The organism is Paracoccus zeaxanthinifaciens ATCC 21588, assembly GCF_000420145.1.
Lineage (GTDB): Bacteria > Pseudomonadota > Alphaproteobacteria > Rhodobacterales > Rhodobacteraceae > Paracoccus > Paracoccus zeaxanthinifaciens.
In genome coordinates this window covers 1-17,999 of record NZ_ATUJ01000017.1, presented here as the reverse complement: position 1 = coordinate 17,999, position 17,999 = coordinate 1, and the positions used below count along the sequence as shown (strand labels likewise).

General features: G+C 67.6%; 18 protein-coding genes, 2 pseudogenes and 1 riboswitch. Of the genes and pseudogenes, 7 read left to right on the top strand and 13 right to left on the bottom strand.

What is annotated here, in order from left to right; genetic code table 11:
- Nucleotide 1 precedes the first annotated feature (1 nt).
- Genes F804_RS0113670 through F804_RS0113655 form a run of 4 tightly spaced genes read right to left on the bottom strand, consistent with a single transcriptional unit; the run spans nucleotide 2 to nucleotide 4,000 of the window.
- Complete coding sequence (locus F804_RS0113670) at nucleotides 2–841, bottom strand: ABC transporter permease (RefSeq protein WP_022708312.1); 840 nt, start codon at nucleotides 839–841, stop codon at nucleotides 2–4.
- Complete coding sequence (locus tag F804_RS0113665; RefSeq protein ID WP_022708311.1) at nucleotides 841–1,764, bottom strand: ABC transporter permease; 924 nt, start codon at nucleotides 1,762–1,764, stop codon at nucleotides 841–843. The genes F804_RS0113670 and F804_RS0113665 overlap by 1 nt, the downstream gene beginning before the upstream one ends.
- Nucleotides 1,764–3,254 carry an ABC transporter substrate-binding protein gene (locus F804_RS0113660; protein WP_022708310.1) on the bottom strand — a complete coding sequence of 497 codons (1,491 nt, stop codon included), beginning with the start codon at nucleotides 3,252–3,254 and terminating at the stop codon, nucleotides 1,764–1,766. Before F804_RS0113660 ends, F804_RS0113665 begins: the two co-directional genes overlap by 1 nt.
- Entirely contained in the window at nucleotides 3,251–4,000 is a 750-nt protein-coding gene (locus F804_RS0113655; protein WP_022708309.1) for a GntR family transcriptional regulator, read from the bottom strand. Before F804_RS0113655 ends, F804_RS0113660 begins: the two co-directional genes overlap by 4 nt.
- A gap of 108 nt (nucleotides 4,001–4,108) precedes the next feature.
- Here F804_RS0113655 and F804_RS0113650 point away from each other — a divergent pair, with 108 nt between their 5' ends.
- Both F804_RS0113650 and F804_RS0113645 read left to right on the top strand, forming a co-directional pair.
- On the top strand, nucleotides 4,109–5,020 hold the full coding sequence (locus F804_RS0113650; protein WP_022708308.1) for an Asd/ArgC dimerization domain-containing protein: 912 nt from the start codon (nucleotides 4,109–4,111) through the stop codon (nucleotides 5,018–5,020).
- Nucleotides 5,021–5,093: 73 nt separating this feature from the next.
- A complete protein-coding gene (locus tag F804_RS0113645) occupies nucleotides 5,094–5,843 on the top strand; it encodes an SDR family oxidoreductase (protein ID WP_022708307.1) in 750 nt (249 codons plus the stop codon).
- A gap of 21 nt (nucleotides 5,844–5,864) precedes the next feature.
- On the opposite strand, the gene F804_RS0113640 is transcribed toward F804_RS0113645, so the two are convergent.
- Entirely contained in the window at nucleotides 5,865–6,311 is a 447-nt protein-coding gene (locus F804_RS0113640; protein ID WP_022708306.1) for an Lrp/AsnC family transcriptional regulator, read from the bottom strand.
- A gap of 104 nt (nucleotides 6,312–6,415) precedes the next feature.
- On the opposite strand from F804_RS0113640, the gene F804_RS0113635 reads away from it, so the two are divergent.
- Nucleotides 6,416–7,021, top strand: a complete 606-nt coding sequence (locus tag F804_RS0113635; protein WP_022708305.1) for a LysE family translocator — start codon at nucleotides 6,416–6,418, stop codon at nucleotides 7,019–7,021.
- On the opposite strand, the gene F804_RS16570 is transcribed toward F804_RS0113635, so the two are convergent.
- From F804_RS16570 to F804_RS0113600, 7 genes and pseudogenes are all read right to left on the bottom strand, one after another.
- Nucleotides 6,957–7,757, bottom strand: coding sequence for an ABC transporter ATP-binding protein (locus F804_RS16570; RefSeq protein WP_022708304.1), 801 nt, complete (start codon nucleotides 7,755–7,757; stop codon nucleotides 6,957–6,959). The genes F804_RS0113635 and F804_RS16570 overlap by 65 nt on opposite strands.
- Entirely contained in the window at nucleotides 7,754–8,773 is a 1,020-nt protein-coding gene (locus F804_RS0113625) for a FecCD family ABC transporter permease (RefSeq protein WP_022708303.1), read from the bottom strand. The genes F804_RS16570 and F804_RS0113625 overlap by 4 nt, the downstream gene beginning before the upstream one ends.
- Nucleotides 8,770–9,771: an ABC transporter substrate-binding protein gene (locus F804_RS17580; protein ID WP_022708302.1), complete on the bottom strand. Its 1,002-nt coding sequence runs from the start codon at nucleotides 9,769–9,771 to the stop codon at nucleotides 8,770–8,772. The genes F804_RS0113625 and F804_RS17580 overlap by 4 nt, the downstream gene beginning before the upstream one ends.
- A gap of 110 nt (nucleotides 9,772–9,881) precedes the next feature.
- Nucleotides 9,882–10,093, bottom strand: a riboswitch (cobalamin riboswitch).
- Nucleotides 10,094–10,130: 37 nt separating this feature from the next.
- Complete coding sequence (locus F804_RS0113615) at nucleotides 10,131–11,015, bottom strand: MBL fold metallo-hydrolase (RefSeq protein ID WP_022708301.1); 885 nt, start codon at nucleotides 11,013–11,015, stop codon at nucleotides 10,131–10,133.
- On the bottom strand, nucleotides 11,012–11,446 hold the full coding sequence (locus F804_RS16565) for a DUF6691 family protein (protein ID WP_022708300.1): 435 nt from the start codon (nucleotides 11,444–11,446) through the stop codon (nucleotides 11,012–11,014). The genes F804_RS0113615 and F804_RS16565 overlap by 4 nt, the downstream gene beginning before the upstream one ends.
- Before the next feature lie 5 nt (nucleotides 11,447–11,451).
- Nucleotides 11,452–11,907 (bottom strand): annotated as a pseudogene (locus tag F804_RS0113605) (YeeE/YedE family protein); the annotation flags it as partial.
- An 80-nt stretch (nucleotides 11,908–11,987) separates the two neighbouring features.
- Nucleotides 11,988–12,662 (bottom strand): Crp/Fnr family transcriptional regulator, encoded by a 675-nt coding sequence (locus tag F804_RS0113600; RefSeq protein ID WP_022708298.1) that lies wholly within the window; start codon nucleotides 12,660–12,662, stop codon nucleotides 11,988–11,990.
- Between the two features lie 148 nt (nucleotides 12,663–12,810).
- Between F804_RS0113600 and F804_RS0113595 the strand changes: the two genes are divergently transcribed.
- From F804_RS0113595 to F804_RS0113575, 4 genes are all read left to right on the top strand, one after another.
- The gene (locus F804_RS0113595) at nucleotides 12,811–13,044 is read left to right on the top strand and encodes a hypothetical protein (RefSeq protein ID WP_022708297.1); all 234 of its coding nucleotides are present in this window, start codon (nucleotides 12,811–12,813) and stop codon (nucleotides 13,042–13,044) included.
- Between the two features lie 903 nt (nucleotides 13,045–13,947).
- A complete protein-coding gene (locus F804_RS17710) occupies nucleotides 13,948–14,289 on the top strand; it encodes a hypothetical protein (protein WP_245540365.1) in 342 nt (113 codons plus the stop codon).
- Between the two features lie 575 nt (nucleotides 14,290–14,864).
- Nucleotides 14,865–15,056, top strand: coding sequence for a hypothetical protein (locus tag F804_RS17705; protein ID WP_022708293.1), 192 nt, complete (start codon nucleotides 14,865–14,867; stop codon nucleotides 15,054–15,056).
- A 187-nt stretch (nucleotides 15,057–15,243) separates the two neighbouring features.
- A complete protein-coding gene (locus F804_RS0113575; protein ID WP_022708292.1) occupies nucleotides 15,244–17,466 on the top strand; it encodes an NADP-dependent isocitrate dehydrogenase in 2,223 nt (740 codons plus the stop codon).
- A gap of 248 nt (nucleotides 17,467–17,714) precedes the next feature.
- On the opposite strand, the pseudogene F804_RS16555 reads toward F804_RS0113575, so the two are convergent.
- A pseudogene (locus F804_RS16555) lies at nucleotides 17,715–17,999 on the bottom strand (transposase); the annotation flags it as partial.

Here is a 17,999-nt window from a genome sequence, read left to right as displayed (position 1 = left end):
CTCAGCGTCCTTTTCCAATGATGTCGCTCAGGCGGTCGCCAATCAGGTTGGCCGACAGCACCAGCATGAACAGGGCAAGCCCCGGGAAGGTGGCGATCCACCAGGCCGTCGCGACATAGTTGCGGCCCGTGGACAGCATCGCGCCCCAGCTTGCGGTGGGCGGCTGCACGCCGAGGCCCAGGAATGACAGGCCCGCCTCGAACAGGACCATCAGCCCGAATTCCAGCGTGGCCACGACCAGGATCGGCCCGATGATGTTGGGCAGGATGTGGCGCAGCAGCGCGCGCGGGACCGAACAGCCCATCGACCGCGCCAGCGTCACGAAGGGCTGGCGGGCGACCGACAGCGTCTGGCCATAGGCCACGCGGGCATAGCGCGGCCACCGCGTCAGCGCGAGGACCAGGATCACGTTGAAGAAGCCCGGCCCCAGCACCGCCACGGTGATGATCGCCAGCAGGATCGCGGGGATCGACAGGAAGATGTCGACCAGCCGCATCAGCACGGTCTCGGTCCAGCCGCGCAGGTATCCGGCCAGCATGCCGACGGTGATGCCCACGACGCCCGACAGCAGCACCGACAGGACGGCCACGGAAATCGACACCCGCGCGCCGTGGATCAGGCGGCTGAGGATGTCGCGGCCCAGCTCGTCCGTGCCCAGCCAGTTGGTGGCGCCCCGGCTCTCGAAGCCGGGCACCTTCAGGCGGGCCAGCAGGTTCTGCCGGTCGGGGTCCATCGGCGCAAGAAGCGGCGCGAAGATCGCGACCAGCACCATCGCGCCCAGCAGGATCGCGGGCCACCAGGGCAGGATGCGGGCGGGCAGACGGGTTGCGGCAACGCTCATCACTGGCCCCCCAGACGCACGCGCGGGTCGATTACCGAGTACAGGATGTCGGCAGCAAGGTTGGCGAAGATCGTGGCGAAGGCCCCCAGCAGCACGACCGCCTGCACCACCGCGAAATCGCGCGAGGCGACGGATTGTACCGTCAGCTGCCCCAGACCCGGCCAGGCGAATACCGTCTCGACGATCACCGCGCCCGCCAGCAGCTGAGAGATCTCGAGCGCCGTGATCGACACGACCGGAATGGCCGAATTGCGCAGCAGGTGCCGCCGGACCAGCCGGGGCGTCCGGACCCCCCGCGCACGGGCCGAGCGGACATAGTCGCGGCCAAGCTCGTCGATGACGGCGGAACGCGTGATCCGCGCATAGGTCGCCAGCGACAGAAGCCCAAGCGCGATCGAGGGCATCACCAGATGCGCCAGCGTGCCGGTTCCCGAAGGCGGCAGCCATTTCAGCCAGACCCCGAAGACGAGGATCATCATGATCCCGCTCCAGAAGGTGGGCATCGACTGGCAGGCCAGCACGACGCCCATGATCCAGCGAGAGATCGCCCGCCCCCGCGTCAGCGCCATGACGACGCCCGCAGGCAGACCGATGGCGAAGGCCACCAGCAGCGCGCCCCCCGCCAGTTGCAGGGTCTGGGGGATGCGGCTGGCCAGGATCTCGGCCACGGGGGCGTTCTGGATATAGGACCGGCCCAGGTCGAAGCGCAGCATGTCGCCAAGAAAGGCGATGTACTGTTCGATCAGGGGCCGGTCGAAGCCAAGCGCGCTGCGCATGGCCTCGAAATCCTCCTGCGTCGCCGTCTCGGGCAGCAGCAGGGCGGTCGGATCGCCGGTCAGGCGCTGGATGAAGAACACCAGCGTGATGACGCCGAACGCCGTGACCATTGCCTGAAGCAAGCGTTTCAGAAGGAAGGCGGACATCACTCGGACCAGCTCATGCGGTTGAGGAACATGCTCTCATTCGCGGTCGGCGTGAATTCCAGCTCGGACGCCGCGCCATACAGCACCGCCGCCTGGTACATCGGCAGCAGATAGTAGTTGTCGCGCACGATCTGGTGGACCTGCGCATATGCGTCCTGACGGACCTCGGGGTCCAGCGACACGCGGGCCTCGTCCAGCAGCTTGTCCAGTTCGGGGTCGTTCACGCGGCTCCAGTTGCTGTCGGAATGCAGCAGCGGATAGGCGATGCCGTCGGCATCCTGGCAGGCGCAGGACCAGCGACCGAAGCTGAGTTCCGCGTTATCGGCAGGTTCGGACCGCACTATGTTCAGATAGGTCGGCATGTCCGTCACGCTGATCGAGACGTTGAAGCCCACATCGTTCAGCATCTGCTGCAGCGCCTGCACGATGCGCTGGTCAAAGACCGGCGCTGTGGCGAAGGTCGCGGGGGTCGCGGCGATATCCGCCTTGGCCGACACGATTTCCTTGGCGGCATCGGGGTCGAAGACCCAGGGCTCGATCCCCTCGGCATAGCCGAAATGCGCGGGCGAGGACAGCTGCGCCATCGGCACCTCGCCTGCGCCCAGCAGGCCCTCGGTGATGCCCAGGTTGTCGATGGCCATGCTGGCGGCCTTGCGCAGTTCGGGATCGTTGAAGGGCGGCTTGTCTAGGTTCATGCCCAGATAGGCCACGCGCTCGGTCGGGGCGGACAGCGCCTTGACGTCGCCCTGCCCTTCCAGCTGCGCGGCGCCGTCGCTGTCCAGACCCACGACCAGATCGGCGGTGCCCGCCTGAAGGTTCGCAAGGCGCGTCGCGGCATCGGGCACGGCGCGGAAGGTCGCGCCCTCGAACGGGCCGGCCTCGCCCCAGTAGTCGTCGTTGCGGGTCAGCGTGACGGACACGCCGCGATCCCAGCCCTCGAACTTGTAGGGGCCGGACCCCACGGGGGCCGCGTTGAACGCCTCGGCACCGACTTCCTCGACCACGTGCTTGGGCACGACCGACAGCTTGACCAACTGCGCCATCAGCGCCGGATAGGGGCCGTCGGTGGTCAGCTTGACGGTCACGTCATCGACCGCCTCGGCGGATGCGATCTGGTTGAACTGGCCCAGCTGCGGCGAGGCGAATTCCGGGTCGGTGATGCGCTGGACGGAAAAGACCACATCCTCGGCCGTCATCTTCTGGCCGTCATGGAAGGTCACGTCGTCGCGCAGCGTCAGCAGCATCTCGGTATCGCTGACCTGCTCCCACGCCGTCGCGATCTGCGGCACGATGTTGCCGTCATTGTCGCGCGTGACCAGGTTGTCGAAGATGTTGCGATAGACATAGTAGCTGTCGGGGTTCCACTGCACCTGCGGGTCCAGCGAGGACGGCTCGCCCGACAGATCGACGGTCAGGTCCTTGGCCATCGCGGGCAGGGCAAGGGTGGCGGCTGCGACACTGGCCAGCAGCAGGTTGAGCTTGGGGGTCATTGAGGTCTCCTGTTGGTCGCAGCGTTTTCGTGGTTGTTGCGCGCCGCCAGCCCGCTGCCCGGCATCAGCGGCGCGTCGTTCTTCAGAAGCTGGCGAAGGAAATAGCGTTCCTGCGCATCGATCAGCGCCAGTCGCGCGCGCTCGATGCCGGCGGCGTCGCGTTGCAGCACCGCCCCCACCAGGTCTGACACGTCGTCCCGGCGGAACAGCGTGCCGCTGTCGCCCTCCAGGAAATGGGTGATCCGCGCGGAATGGTGCCACAGCTTGCGCAGGTGGCGCGCGGTAAAGGGGTTGATCGCCCCCAGAAGCAGCCCGTCGATCCGGTCCACATGCAGGCGCACCGCGCTGACCGCGGCATCGTCGCCACCGCGCGACAGGGCCTTCAGGATGTCGTGGATCTGCTCCATCTCGGTCAGGGCGGCGTCGGTCAGGCGCACATGGGCAAGGCCCGGTTCGACGATGCGGCGGGCCGACAGCACGTCGCCGATCAGCTGGCCGGTGATCGGCAGCACCTCCCACCCCATCCGCGCCTTGGGCGATGCCCAGCCGTCGAAGCCCAGCCGCATCAGCCCCGCACGGGCCGCGGCGCGCGACAGGCCGAAACGCTCCATCGCGTCGGCCTCGGTGATGACCTCGCCGGGCGCGATCTCGCACCAGATGGTGGCGGCAAGCATCCGGTCCTCGGCAAAGCGGGACTTGGCATCGGGGCTGGGAAGCCCGCCATCCGACAGGCCCGAACGCAACATGGGAGAGCTTGGATCATACATGAAATGTCATACCGCTCGCTTTAACATGTCAGTTATGGTGTGATGACATATTCAATCTGGCAAGAAAAATCTGCATGGAGGATTGCCGTGACGAAAAAACTGTCCGTTCTCGGGGCACTTGGGCTTCTGGGCCAGCATCTCGTGGCACGCCTTCTGCGCGAACCGGGGCTGGAGATCGTCAGCCTGCACGATCATCGCCACGAAGAATCGCCCGTCGATCTGCCGTGGTTCGCAGCGCCCGAGGCCCGCGATTTCGTGCTGGGCCAGCGCATCCTGCCCCCCGATGCGGCCGCGCCGGGCGACCTGATCCTGTCCTTCCTGCCCGATGCGGGCGCCGAGGCGATCGAGAAACGGCATCTGGGGCGCGGCGCGCGCATCCTGTCGCATTGCGAATATACGCGCGGGGCCGGACTGTTGCTGGCGCCCGGAATGCCGCTGCCGGACACGCGCGGGCATCAGCTTCTGGCAACGCCGAACTGCACGACCGCGATCTGCGCCCTGCCCCTTGCGCGGCTGCACCGCGCCTTCGGGATCGACGCGCTGCACGTCACCACGCTTCAGGCCGTCAGCGGCACGGACCTGCCGGGGATGCAGGCGCATCGCGCACATGATCACGTGACCTCGGTCCTGCCGGGCGAGGCCCGCGCGCTGGAGGACGAGCTGCGCATCCTGTTCAGGGGCGCCTTCACCACCAGTTGCATGGCCACGCGCGTTCCGGTCTGGCGCGGGCACACGATCACGCTGACCGCGCGGCTGGCTGCGGATGCGACCGGCGAACAGATCGCGGCAGTGCTGTCGGACGTGCCGGGCATCCATCTTGCGACGGCCCCGGACGCCATGCCCCTCCACCGCCCCGAGATCGTGCAGGAGGACGCGTTCTGCACCGTCGAGGGGCTGCGGATCGGGCCGGACGGCTGGCTGCAACTGACCCTGCGCGGCGACAATCTGGGGATGGCCACGACGGGGCTGATGGTCGATCTGGCGGGCATCCTGCCGTGACGCCCTTTTCCTTTGGGCGTCCACGCGATTAGGGTGTCGTCCGAATATGCAGCACAAGAACGGGGGCGGCAGCATGGCCGACATGAAGGACAAGGTGGTTCTGGTCACGGGCGCAAGCCGGGGAATCGGCGCGGCGACGGCGCGGCTGTTCGCGGATGCGGGCGCGAAGGTCGGCGTCATGGCCCGCAGCACGGATGCCGTCGCCGCCCTGGCGTCCGAGATCGGCGGCGTGGCGCTGGCAGGCGACGTGGCCGATGCCGTGGCGATGCAGCAGGCCGTCGCGACGCTGCTGGAACGCTTCGGCCGGCTGGACGTGCTGATCAACAATGCGGGGCTGATCGGTCCCATTGCGGGTATCGCCGATGCCGACCCCGACGAATGGGGCCAGGCCATCGACGTGAACATCAAGGGCGTCTTCAACGGCATCCGCGCGGCCCTTCCAGTGATGCGCAAGGCGGGGGGCGGCACGATCCTGACCATCGGCTCGGGTGCCGCGCATGGCCCGCAAGAGGGTTGGAGCGCCTATTGCGCCAGCAAGGCCGGGGCGCTGATGCTGACCCGTGCGCTGGACCTCGAGGCGCGCGGCGAAGGCATCCGCGCGATCAGCCTGTCGCCCGGCACCGTCGCCACCGACATGCAGGCCGCGATCCGCGACAGCGGCATCAACCCGGTCAGCCAGCTTGACTGGTCGGTCCATATCCCGCCCGAATGGCCCGCCCGCGCGTTGCTGTGGATGTGCGGCCCCGAGGCGGACAACTGGCTTGGCGACGAGATCTCGCTTCGGGACGAGGGGATCCGCCGCAGCGTCGGCCTGATCGACTGAGATACCCGCGCGGCCTGCCCGTCAGGTCGGGCGTTCGTCCTTGCTGCTGTCCATGACGATGTGGGAATTGATCGCGTTCACATGCGACTGCGTGCCCAGAACCTCGGTATGGAAGCGCTTGTAGGCCGCAAGATCGGCGGTCTCGACCCGCAGGATGTATTCGAACGAGCCCGCAATGTTGTGGCACTCGACCACCTCGGGGGCGGCGGCCATGGCGTGCTCGAACCCCTCCTGCGCGCGCTTGTTGTGCGATGACAGCCCGACCATGACATAGACGGCCAGCCCCCGCCCCATGCGTTCGGGATCGGTCACCACGCGATAGCCGCGGATGATGCCCGAACGCTCAAGCTCCTGCACGCGCCGCAGGCAGGCCGAGGGCGAAAGCCCGACCCGCTCGGCCAGCGCGACGTTGCTGATGCGCCCGTCGCGCCGCAGGGCCTGCAATATCTTCACGTCCAGAGGGTCCATCGGGGCCTTTCGTTGCGCATTTGTCGCGCTCAGCACGATATTTGGCGGATCATTGCGCCGGATCGCCGCTATTGTTGCGCCGAACCAAGCCAGAGACAAGAACGATGACCATGACCGTCCTGACCGCCCTTCTGGGCTTTGCCCTTGCCGCCACGATCACGCCGGGGCCGAACAACCTGATGCTGATGGCATCGGGCGCGAATTTCGGCTTTCGCCGGACGCTGCCGCACATGATCGGGATCGTGGGCGGGGTCTCGGTGATGTCGCTTCTGGTGGGCGCGGGGCTGATGGCGCTGTTCCAGGCGGTGCCGGTGCTGAACACCGTGCTGAAGGTGCTGTCGGTCGGCTATCTTCTGTGGCTTGCGGCCAAGGTCGCGACCGCCGCCCCCATCCAGGACCGCGCCGCCGATGCCCGCCCCATGACCGCGCTTCAGGCGGCGGCGTTCCAGTGGGTCAACCCCAAGGCATGGGCGATGTGCCTGTCGGCCGTCACGCTCTATGCGCCGGATCGTTCGATCCTGTCGGTGGCGCTGGTGGCGGGGGCCTTTGCGCTGGTGTCCTTTCCGGCGATCTCGGTCTGGGCATGGCTGGGAACGGTGGTCCGGCGCTGGCTGTCGAACCCCATGCGGCTGCGGGTGTTCAACGTCACGATGGCGGCGCTGCTGGTCGCCTCGCTGTGGCCGGTGCTGGGGCTTGGCTCAGGGGCTTGAACCGCATCAGCCGGCTGCCGTCGTCGGGATCGGTCAGCACGGAGGCGCGAACGCCGAAGACATCGGCCAGCAGGTCCGCCGTCAGCACCTGTTCGGGCCGCCCGACCGCGACCAGCCGACCGGCTGACATGACCGCCAGCCGGTCGCAGCGCATCGCCTGGTTCAGGTCGTGCAGCGCGATCATGGTGGGGATGCGAAGGGCGTGCACCAGATCGAGGATCGCCAGCTGATGGCCGATATCCAGGTGGTTCGTCGGCTCGTCCAGCAGCAGGATCGCGGGGTCCTGCGCAAGGGCGCGGGCGATATGGGCGCGCTGTCTTTCGCCGCCCGACAGGGTGGACCAGTCGCGATCCGCAAGATGGGTCAGATCCGCGCGTTCCAGCGCGCGGTCGACATGCGCCGCGTCCGCATCGGACCAGCGCCGCAGCGCATCGAGCCACGGCGTGCGCCCAAGCGAGACCGCATCGCGGACGGTGATGCGGTCGGCGGTCTCGGCGGATTGGGCGACCATGGCCATGCGCCGCGCCACGTCGCGACGGCGCAGCCTGCAGATGGGTTGCCCGTCCAGCGTGACCGCCCCGCGATCCGCCCGGACCAGGCCCGCCATCAGCCGCATCAGCGTCGATTTCCCCGAGCCGTTCGGCCCGATCAGGCCCAGAACCTCGGGGCCCGACAGCCGCAGGTCCACGTCGCGCAGGATCCCGCGATAGGACAGCGATCTGGCCTCCAGCGTCATGCGGCCCCCCTTGCCCGGATCAGAATGACGGCAAAGGCAGGTGCGCCGACCAGCGCGGTCACCACGCCGATGGGCAGGGTCTGGCCCGGGACCAGCACGCGCGCGATCACGTCCGCGGCGATCAGGAAGACCATTCCGGCAAGCGCGGTCGCCGGAACCAGCCTGCCATGCCGGCCGCCCACGAGGAACCGCGCCGCATGGGGCACGACCAGCCCCACGAAGCCGATGGCCCCTGTGACCGAGACCATCATCGCCGTCGCCCCCGCCGTCGCAAGGATCAGGACCGCCTGCACGCGGCGCACGGGCACGCCCAGCCCCGCCGCCGCATCGCTGCCGAAGGCGAAGGCATCCAGCGCGCGCACGTGCCACAGCGTGACGGCCAGCGCGACGATGGCAGCGGTCAGCGTGCTGCCGACATCCTCCCACCGGGTGCCGGACAGGTTGCCCATCAGCCAGAACATGATGCCGCGCGCCTGTTCTGCATTGGCCGACCGCGCGATCACGAAGCTGGTCAGCGCGTTGAACAGTTGCGACCCCGCAATCCCCGCCAGCACGATCTGCGCGGCACCCCGCGCCCCCGGTCCGCCGCCCGACAGCTGTGCCAGGCCGACGACCAGCGCGAAGGCCGTCAGCGCACCGATCAGCGCCCCCGCCGACATGGGCAGCATCCCCGCCCCGAGGCCCGCCACCGCGACCAGCACCGCGCCCGTCGACGCCCCCGCCGAGATGCCCAGCAGATAGGGATCGGCCAGCGCATTGCGCAGCAGCGTCTGCAGCACCAGCCCCGAGATCGCCAGCCCCGCCCCGCAGGCCCCGGCGACCAGCGCGCGCGGCAGGCGATAGGCCCAGACGATGCCCTGGTCGATGGGATCGACCGCATGGCCCGCATCCCACAGCTGGTTCGCCAGCGCCTTCCACACCGTCGCGGGCGGGATCGCCGTCTCGCCCAGGGCCGCGCCCAGCAGGGGCGCGACCACGATCAGGGCAAGGATCAGGGGCAGCGTCCGAAGCCTCATTCGGCCAGCCTGCCCATCCCCTCGGCCATGGCCTCCAGCCCGTCCAGCATGCGGATGCTGCCATGCATGGCCTCGGCATCGATGATGACGATGCGGTCTTCGCGGACCGCCTGCATGCGGCTGGTCACGGGATCGCTGCGCAGGAACTCCAGCTTGGCCTCCACGTCGTCGGCCGGGAAGCGGCGGCGATCCATCCGCGCGATGAACAGGACCGCGGGATCGGCGCGGGCGATGGTTTCCCAACCGACCGTCGGCCATTCCTCGTCGGACGTGACGACGTTGCGCAGGCCCAGCCGATCCAGCATCCAGGCCGGGATGCCCATGCCCCCCGCCATGTAGGGGTCGGCCTCCATTTCGGCCGAAGAGAACCAGACCGCCGCCGAGGCATCGGGCAGATCCAGCGCCCGCGCTTGCGCCACGACCGCGCGTTCGCGCGATTGCAGGTCGGCGACCAGCGCATCGCCCGCCGCCTGCGCATCCATCACCGTGGCGATCTGCGCGATGCTGTCCCACAGCGTGCCGACGTCGAAGGGCGCAAGGCGCGTGCCGTCGGCGCCGACAAGGTTGTCCTTGCCGCTGCAATCGGTCGGCATGACATAGGTCGGGATGCCCAGATCGTCGAACTGTTCGCGCGTGCCGACCGCGCCCTGTTCGCCGATCATCCATTCGAACATCGTGGGCACGAAGCCGGGGCGCTTGTTCACCACGGCCTCGAAGCTGGGGGTGTTGTCGCTGATGCGTTCCACCCCGGCATCGATCCGGGCGTAATCCGGCAGCACGCCGTTGAACCACAGCGCCGTGCCGGCCATGCGGTCCTGCTGCCTCAGGGCATAGAGGATCTCGGTCGTGGACTGGCCGATCGAGACGACATTCGCCGGGCGTTCCGGGATCGTCACGCGATGGCCGCAATTCTCGATGGTCAGGGGGTATTCGGTCGGCGCGGCAAGCGCCGCCAGCGGAAATCCGGTCGCGCAGATCGCGATCGCAAGCTTCTTCATCTTGTCGTCCTTCATCGGTGTGAAGGACGGGGCAAAGGAAGGCGCGGGACGACGCTCCGGCGCGACCGGGCGCATCGCCAGCGTGATCCCTCCGGGGCACCCCGCCCGGCATGGTCGCAGTCGCGATGGCAGGTCTCCTGACTTGCGGATCGCGGCCTCGCCCGCCTTCCCGGCGCGGGCGCCAGTGGCATATGGGGTCGGCTACCGCTTACAGTTGCGGGGGCAGTCGCGGAATCGGCACCTTCTGGTTACACCTCACCGCGTTCCCTTTTCACCCGCCCGGAACCTTGGCCGCGCGGGAACCATCGCAGCGATGCATGACCGCTGCCGGGGGCCAAGTCAATCTGTCATGCCGCGACCTACAGCCCGTTGACCGGCACCTTCAGCATGGGACGGCCATCCTTGTCGGTCGGGACCTCGCCCCCGCGCATGTTCACCTGAAGCGAGGGGATGATCAGCCGCGGCATCGCCAGCGTCGCGTCACGCTCGGTCCGGAAGCGGACGAATTCCTCGCGGGTGCGGCCATTGCCGACATGGATGTTGTGGGCCTTTTCCTCGGCCACGGAGGTCTGCCACTGGATGTCGCGGCCGTTCGGGCCGTAATCGTGGCACATGAACAGGCGCATCTCGTCCGGCAGCGTCAGGACGCGCTGGATGGAATCGAACAGCACCCCCGCATCGCCGCCGGGAAAATCGGCACGGGCCGAACCGCCATCCGGCATGAACAGCGTGTCCCCGACAAAGGCCGCGTCGCCCATGACATGGACCATGCAGGCGGGGGTGTGGCCGGGGGTGTGGATCGCAAAGACCGGCATGTTGCCCACCATGTAGCGGTCGCCATCCTCGAACAGGCGGTCGAACTGGCTGCCGTCGCGCTGGAATTCGGTCCCCTCGTTGAAGATCTTGCCGAAGGTGTCCTGGACGACCATGATCTGCGCGCCGATCCCGATCCTGCCGCCCAGCCGTTCCTGGATATAGGGCGCGGCGGACAGGTGGTCGGCATGGACATGCGTCTCGATGATCCATTCCAGCCGCAGCCCGCGGTCGCGCACCTGGCGGATCAGCTCGTCCGCGTGGTCATGGGTGATCCGCCCGGCAGAGTAGTCGATGTCCATCACGCTGTCGATGATCGCGCAGGCGTCGGATGACGGGTCCCGCACCAGGTAGCTGATCGTGTTCGTATCCTTGTCGAAGAAGCCGTGAACCTCGGGGTGGATGTCCATGCGAAGCGGAAATGCGGTCATCTGGGGATCTCCTTCGGGCGGGGGGCCGGGAACGCCATGCGGCGCAGCATGAAGCCGATGATGACAGCCGACAGGAACAAGGCAACCTCCCATCGCATGGTCCCGAGCGCGGGGATCGCAGCGCCGGGGCAGAAGCCCGCGATGCCCCAGCCGATGCCGAAGATGGCAGAGCCCCCGATCAGGCGCGCATCCGGGCGGGTCGCTGTCGGCAGATCGAAGCGGTTTGCCAGCATCGGTCCGCCCATCCGCAGGGCCAGCCGGTATCCCGGCAGGGCGACGGCCAGCGCACCCCCCATCACGAAGGCCAGCGACGGATCCCACGCCCCCGCGATGTCGAAGAAGTTCAGCACCTTGGCCGGGTCCATCATCCCCGACAGGGCGATGCCGATCCCGAAGACCACCCCCGTCGCGACGGAAAAAACGAAGCGCATGACCCCTATCCCCCGATCACGTGGCGGATGACGAAGACGGTCGCCGCCGCCGTCGCCATGAAGACCGGCACCGCGATCATCGAGCGGCGCGACAGCCGCGCCAACCCGCAGACCCCGTGCCCAGAGGTGCAGCCGGACCCGAGGCTGGCGCCGAACCCCACGAGGATCCCGCCCGCGACGAGCATGCCGGGACCGGCCGGAACCTCGATCCGCGGCAGTCGTCCGGTAAGCGCCCAGAGGATCGCCGGCGCGGCGATCATGCCGATCACCAGCCCCAGCCGCCAACCGGCTTCCCCGCGCGAGGCCGCGAAGACCAGACCCGACAGGATGCCCGTGGCCCCCAGAACGCGGCCAAGACCCGCCATCAGCATGACGGCGGCCAATCCGATCAGCAGCCCTCCCTGAAGGGACGACCAGGGGGTGAAGACGGTATCCATCGCGATCCTCGTGACTTGGCCGGGCGGGGCATCCGCCGGTGGCTCATGATCCGTGGATAAGGCCCGCGGTGCGGCGCGTCGGTGACATTGTCACGCTTGGCCGATCACCCGGCCTGCGCCATCGCGCGCAACGCCGCGCGGTCGGCGATGTCGATCCGTCCCCGCGACTGCGCGACAAAGCCGCGCTTCTGGAAATCGTGCAGCAGGCGGGAGATCACCTCTCGGGCGGTGCCAAGCTCGGACGCAAGCTGAGAATGGGTCGCGGCAAGGCTGTCATCCCTGCCCGCCAGCAGCAGCAGACGCTCGGCCAGGCGCATGTCCATGCGCGCGAAGGCCACGTCGTTCACGACCCGCAGCAGGTCGATCAGCCGCCGCGAATAGGCCGCGAAGACGAAATCGCGAAAGCAGGGCTCCTCGGCGGTCAGCCTGTCGAAATCGGCCCTGGGCAGGGTGATGACCGTCAGGTCGGTCTCGGCGATGCCTTCGGCGTTATAGGCCTCTTCGGCCAGCATGCAGGCGGTCGTCAGCACGCAGCTTTCGCCCGCATCCACGCGATAGAGAACGATGTCCCGCCCGTTCCCCGCCGTCTGCACGACGCGGATGCTGCCCTGCAGCAGGAAGAACAGGCTGTCGGGGATGTTGTGGGGGCCAAACACCTCGGTGCCCTTGCGGAACCGACGCGTGTGCGCGGCCTTCAGCAGGCGGTCGCGCACCTCACGCGGCAGGGCGCGGGTACCCTGAAAGCTGTCGGTCCAGTCCGCATGTGGCGTTCGCGTCATCCCAGCCCCCGCTGCCCCGTGATCCCGCGACAGGTTATGGCCCAGCTTGTGCGCCCTGTCACGCCGCCCGCCAGCGACGATCGGTCGCTTGGAAAATCGCCCGATGCTTCCCACCTGTTGCGATGACACTGAACGAGCGGGGCACATCATGCTGCAGGACAAGAAATCCGAGACCGACGCCGAACGGCAGAAGGTGCTGCTTCAGCGCCTCGTCGGGACGCTCAGCCGCGAATACCCCGAGCTGTATTACCAGCCGACCAGCCAGGTGGCCCGGCTGATCCGCCAGCGGGTCACCGACGGCACCACGCTGAACGGCGATGAACGCAAGCTGATGGAGCGCCTGACCGAACGCGACATCGAGGTGCTGCTGAGCCTGCACTGACCGTGCGTTGTTTTCGGGCGTGACGGGCTGCACGGGTCGGGATGGACGCAACGGGCGGTCCGTTGGAAGCCGTAATGCCCAAGGAAGTCCGCGGAGACGTTGCGCATGCTCGCCTGCAGATCGTGGTGCAGGATAAAGTCGAACCGCCCACGCGATAGAATCGCGGCTCTCGCGGTCGAGATCGTGCATCTCGGAGACCGGCGGTTGGAACCCGCGATCCGCCTGCGCCCCCCCTGTTCATCGAATAGAGCGCCCGCAGATCGCGCAGCTCCGCTCCCAACCCGCCCGTCCGCGCCGACGGATGATGGACACCCCCCTGCCCTGCATCCCGATCACGCGCAGATCGGGCTGCAGCCGGGCCAGCGACGCGGCAGAGGCGGCCTCGCGCTCATCCTAGCCCGAAAACCAGCCATGGCTGCGAGTCGCAAGAACGCAGCGCGTCGCGGGGCTTCAGGCAGATCCCGTGACTGGCGCGCCGCAGGATGCGGTCCAACGCGGGGATCGGAGTGGGCCCTTCGATGATCTAGTGCACCCGAAAGCGCGGGCGGCACGCGGCGGGTCCGATCTGCGGCAGCCCGCGGCGGCGGCCTAGCGGATCCTGCGGCTGAAGCAGCGCGGCGCCTCGATCACGAAGTGGAAGAACAGCCGCCTTCGGGAAGCGAAGAGCTACGCCTCTTGTAAGGTCAGCTCGTCTATGACTGGGGTGTCGCACAAGCCGGTCTGCGGCGTGATATTCGCTCGCCCATTCAGCACGCGATCCACAGTCGCTGTCCCGAGAACCGCCAGCCGCGCAGCCTACATGACGGGAAAGCTATGAGTCGTCTAATGCAATTTCTGATGCGTCACGACGCATCGCGCAACCACGGTCGGGGCCAGGATCGGGCCATCGAAAGTGAGGATACCATGAAGGACAAGACCCGGGCCGCAAGCGGCTTCTACGATCCCCAGACCTGCGACCTGCGCGAATTCGAGGCGCTGATCGCGCAGACGACAACCCACGACATGGCAGACCTGAGGCCCAAGCTGTCGGATCCTGCCGCACGGCGCGTGTTGATGGCGAAGCGGGCGGCTGTGCTGACTATCGGCCTTGGCATCGTCGCGCTGCACCGGACCTGTGAAGATACCGCCATCCTTGATCGGGCGCGCGCGGCCTATGACCGGATCATCGATCAGGAACGTCGGGAAAGCGGCGGAAGGGCGGATCACTTCGCGACCGCAGGGGCGAACGACCGGATCTGGAACTAGGCCGAGGCGTTGTGGGAGGCCGCCCCCGAGATCTTCATGCAATATTATGCGAACCCGATGATCGCAGCCCTTTGCGAGGCATGGCTGGGGCCGAACTACTAAGACCGCGCAGGTCTACCAGGTGCATCCAGGTGGCGCGGCGCAGCAGGCGCATCGCGATAACCACCTTGGCTTAAAGATCGCGGATGTCTGCGCAAGCTTTCCCGGGCATGTGCACGACGTCTCGCCCGTCCTGACGCTTCACGGCCCAATCGCGCATTGGGCATACGCGTCGAAAGCGGACCGACGAAGCTGTTGTCCTTCTCGCAGGCCTATCGCCCGGGCTATGCCGCGTGGGGCCGTGCGGATCTCCGCGCCCTGTTCGAGGGACACTCTCTTCAGCTACGCCCGCACAAGGGCGACACGCTGTTCTTCAATCCCGCACGGTTCCATTCGGGCGGCGCGAAAAGCATTACCGACATCATGCGCTGCGTGAACCTGCTGCAGGTCTCGTCCGCCTTCGGGCGCGCCATGGAGGCGATGCATCGCGACCGCATGTGCAGGCTTGTCCTTCCCATACCGCCAAGGCGCAGAGATTGCTGGACGCGGCCATCGACGCAACGGCCGAGGGATACTCCTTCCCCATGAACTTGGACCGCGACCTGTCCGCAAACGGGTTGGCCCCCGGAACAAAAGCCGAGTTCCTCCGCCGCGCGACAAGGGAGGGGATGGACGCCGAAACCTTCGGCCAGCGCCCGGGTCGCATGGCCGCCGCGCGGCAACCCTGACACGCGAATACGGCGGCTCCCACGGCCCGGCGCCCGCCTTAATGCGCAAAAGGATTTCGTTCATGATCTGGACAGGGCGTTCCCGGCGATGCATCGTCTGCGCCGTGCGATCCGACCGAGGAGGATCGGCACGCAACTCATCCCGCGCGACCTGCGGGACGACCGAAACGAAAGAGGACCACGGACGATGGCCGATACCCCTACCCCCCAGATCATTTACACCAAGGTGGATGAGGCGCCCGAGCTGGCCTCGGCCTCGCTGCTGCCGATCATTCGCCGCTTCGCTTCGGCCGGGGGGATCGAGGTCGCCACGCGTGACATCTCTCTGGCGGGGCGCATCATCGCGGCCTTCCCCGAACGGCTGACGCCCGAGCAGGCGCAGGACGACGATCTTGCGGGCCTGGGTTCGCTGGTCAAGACGCCCGAGGCGAACGTGATCAAGCTGCCCAACATCTCGGCCTCGGTGCCGCAGCTGGTCGGCGCGATCAAGGAACTGCAGGCGCAGGGCTTCGACCTGCCGGATTACCCCTACGAGCCCGCCACCGACGAGGAACGCGAGATCCGCGCCCGTTACGACGCGCTGAAGGGTTCGGCGGTGAACCCCGTCCTGCGCGAAGGGAACTCGGATCGCCGTGCCGCGCGCGCGGTCAAGAACTATGCCAAGGCGCATCCGCACTCGATGGGCGCCTGGTCGCCCGACAGCAAGACGCGCGTGTCCTCGATGCCCGAGGGCGATTTCCGCCGCAACGAGGCATCCGTCACGCTGAGCGCGGCGCAGGCCGGTCCCGTCAGCATCCGGCTGACCGATGCGGGCGGCAACACCACCGTCCTGAAGGAAGGCATCAACCTGCCCGAGGGCACCGTGGTCGATGCCAGCTTCATGTCGGTCGCGCATCTGCAGGACTTCCTGAAATCCGAGATCGAGCGCACGCAGGCCGAAGGCACGCTGTTCTCGGTCCACCTCAAGGCCACGATGATGAAGGTCTCGGACCCGATCATCTTCGGCCACGTGGTCCGCACCTGGCTGGCCCCGGTCTTCGAACGTCACGGCGATGCGATGGCCGCGGCGGGCGTCGATCCGAATGGCGGCCTGGGTTCCGTCCTGGCCCGCATCGACGAGATGCCGGAAGGCGCCAAGATCCGCGCCGAGATCGAAGAGCTGATGGGCCAGCGCCCGCCGCTGTATATGGTCAATTCCGACAAGGGGATCACCAACCTGCACGTGCCCTCGGACGTCATCATCGACGCCTCGGTTCCGGCGCTGCTGCGCGCGGGCGGCAAGGCATGGGGTCCCGACGGGGCCGAGGCCGACACCAACTGCGTCATCCCCGACACCTCCTATGCGCCCGTCTATGACGAGAGCGTCCGCTACTTCAAGGAGACCGGCGCGCTGGATCCGGCGACCGCGGGCACGGTGCAGAATATCGGCCTGATGGCGCAGAAGGCCGAGGAATACGGCTCGCACCCGACCACGTTCGAAATCCCGGCCGACGGCACCGTCACCGTGGTCGCGGCCAACGGCGACCAGCTGCACAGCCATGCCGTCCAGAAGGGCGACATCTGGCGCATGTGCTCGACCCGCAAGGCCGCGATCGAGGACTGGGTCCGCCTGGCCATCGACCGCCAGCGCCTGGAAGGCTGCAAGGCCGTGTTCTGGCTGGACGAGACCCGTCCCCACGACCGCGAGCTGCTGGCCTATGTCCACCCGATCCTGGCCGAGGCCGGCGTCGCGGACCGCTTCACCGTGCTTGCGCCGCGCGAAGCGACCCGCCTGTCCTTCGAGACCATCCGCGCCGGCGACGACATCATCGCGATCAGCGGCAACGTGCTGCGCGACTATCTGACCGACCTGTTCCCGATCCTGGAGCTTGGCACCTCGGCCAAGATGCTGTCCATCGTCAAGCTGATGCAGGGCGGCGGCATGTTCGAGACCGGCGCGGGCGGCTCGGCCCCGAAGCACGTCCAGCAGCTGCAGGAGGAAAACCACCTGCGTTGGGACAGCCTGGGCGAGTTCTGCGCCCTGGGCGAGAGCCTGAAGTTCCTGGCCGAAGCCTCGGGCAACGAGAAGGCCCGCACCCTTGCCGCCGCCGTCGAGGCCGCAACGCAGGGCGTGCTGGACCACGAGCGTTCGCCGGGCCGCAAGGCGGGTCAGCCGGACAACCGCGACAGCCACTACTTCTTCGCGCTGTACTGGGCCGAGGCGCTGGCAGGTCAGACCGAGGATGCCGACCTGGCAGCCGAGTTCGCCCCCATCGCCCGCGACCTGCGCGAGAAGCAGGACCAGATCATCGCGGAGCTGCGTGCCGATCGCGGCAAGCCCGCCGATCTGGGCGGCTACTATCACGCCGATCCGGCCAAGGTCGCGGCAGTCATGCGCCCCTCGGCGACGCTGAACGCGATCATGGGCTGATCACCCCTGGGGGCGGCGCGCAACATGCGCGCCGCCCTTTTTCTGTCTACTTACTGTTCGTTAGCGGGATTTTTTCGAACGGTTCGAAGTCGTCTCTCCTACTTACACCGCTTTCTTGCATGCCCGCCGATCCTGGTCTGGATGCCCGCCAATGCCGACATCCGACCCAAGAACTGCGCCGAGACCCCTCGGGGTCTGATCGTGATCGGGCGCGGCACCAACGCCCTAGGCTCCAGACTCATTGATGGTCACAGCCAGAACATGACGGTGGCAGCGAGAGCGACGGCGGAGAGGAAGACCTTTGGGCATCTATCGTAACGTGTCGCTACTCGCCGCCAGTCCTTCAACCTACCGAACATGATCTCTATGCGGTTGCGTCGTCTGTAGCGTCGCTTGTCGTATTTGACGGGCTTGCCGCGGGACTTCCGGCCCGGGATGCAGGGCCTGATCCCCTTGTCTTTCAGGGCGTCGCGGAACCAATCCGCATCATAGCCTGGTCGGCGAGCAGCCAGTCCGCCCGAGGCAGGCTGCTC

Excerpts from the sequence above, each read along its gene's own strand:
- F804_RS0113600 (WP_022708298.1), bottom strand. The coding sequence starts at position 12,662 with ATGACGCGAACGCCACATGCGGACTGGACCGACAGCTTTCAGGGTACC.
- F804_RS0113575 (WP_022708292.1), top strand. The coding sequence starts at position 15,244 with ATGGCCGATACCCCTACCCCCCAGATCATTTACACCAAGGTGGATGAG.
- F804_RS16565 (WP_022708300.1), bottom strand. The coding sequence starts at position 11,446 with ATGCGCTTCGTTTTTTCCGTCGCGACGGGGGTGGTCTTCGGGATCGGC.
- F804_RS0113665 (WP_022708311.1), bottom strand. The coding sequence starts at position 1,764 with ATGTCCGCCTTCCTTCTGAAACGCTTGCTTCAGGCAATGGTCACGGCG.
- F804_RS0113660 (WP_022708310.1), bottom strand. The coding sequence starts at position 3,254 with ATGACCCCCAAGCTCAACCTGCTGCTGGCCAGTGTCGCAGCCGCCACC.
- F804_RS17710 (WP_245540365.1), top strand. The coding sequence starts at position 13,948 with ATGAAGGACAAGACCCGGGCCGCAAGCGGCTTCTACGATCCCCAGACC.
- F804_RS0113655 (WP_022708309.1), bottom strand. The coding sequence starts at position 4,000 with ATGTTGCGTTCGGGCCTGTCGGATGGCGGGCTTCCCAGCCCCGATGCC.
- F804_RS0113615 (WP_022708301.1), bottom strand. The coding sequence starts at position 11,015 with ATGACCGCATTTCCGCTTCGCATGGACATCCACCCCGAGGTTCACGGC.
- F804_RS17580 (WP_022708302.1), bottom strand. The coding sequence starts at position 9,771 with ATGAAGAAGCTTGCGATCGCGATCTGCGCGACCGGATTTCCGCTGGCG.
- F804_RS0113645 (WP_022708307.1), top strand. The coding sequence starts at position 5,094 with ATGGCCGACATGAAGGACAAGGTGGTTCTGGTCACGGGCGCAAGCCGG.
- F804_RS0113640 (WP_022708306.1), bottom strand. The coding sequence starts at position 6,311 with ATGGACCCTCTGGACGTGAAGATATTGCAGGCCCTGCGGCGCGACGGG.
- F804_RS16570 (WP_022708304.1), bottom strand. The coding sequence starts at position 7,757 with ATGACGCTGGAGGCCAGATCGCTGTCCTATCGCGGGATCCTGCGCGAC.
- F804_RS0113595 (WP_022708297.1), top strand. The coding sequence starts at position 12,811 with ATGCTGCAGGACAAGAAATCCGAGACCGACGCCGAACGGCAGAAGGTG.
- F804_RS0113670 (WP_022708312.1), bottom strand. The coding sequence starts at position 841 with ATGAGCGTTGCCGCAACCCGTCTGCCCGCCCGCATCCTGCCCTGGTGG.
- F804_RS0113625 (WP_022708303.1), bottom strand. The coding sequence starts at position 8,773 with ATGAGGCTTCGGACGCTGCCCCTGATCCTTGCCCTGATCGTGGTCGCG.
- F804_RS0113635 (WP_022708305.1), top strand. The coding sequence starts at position 6,416 with ATGACCATGACCGTCCTGACCGCCCTTCTGGGCTTTGCCCTTGCCGCC.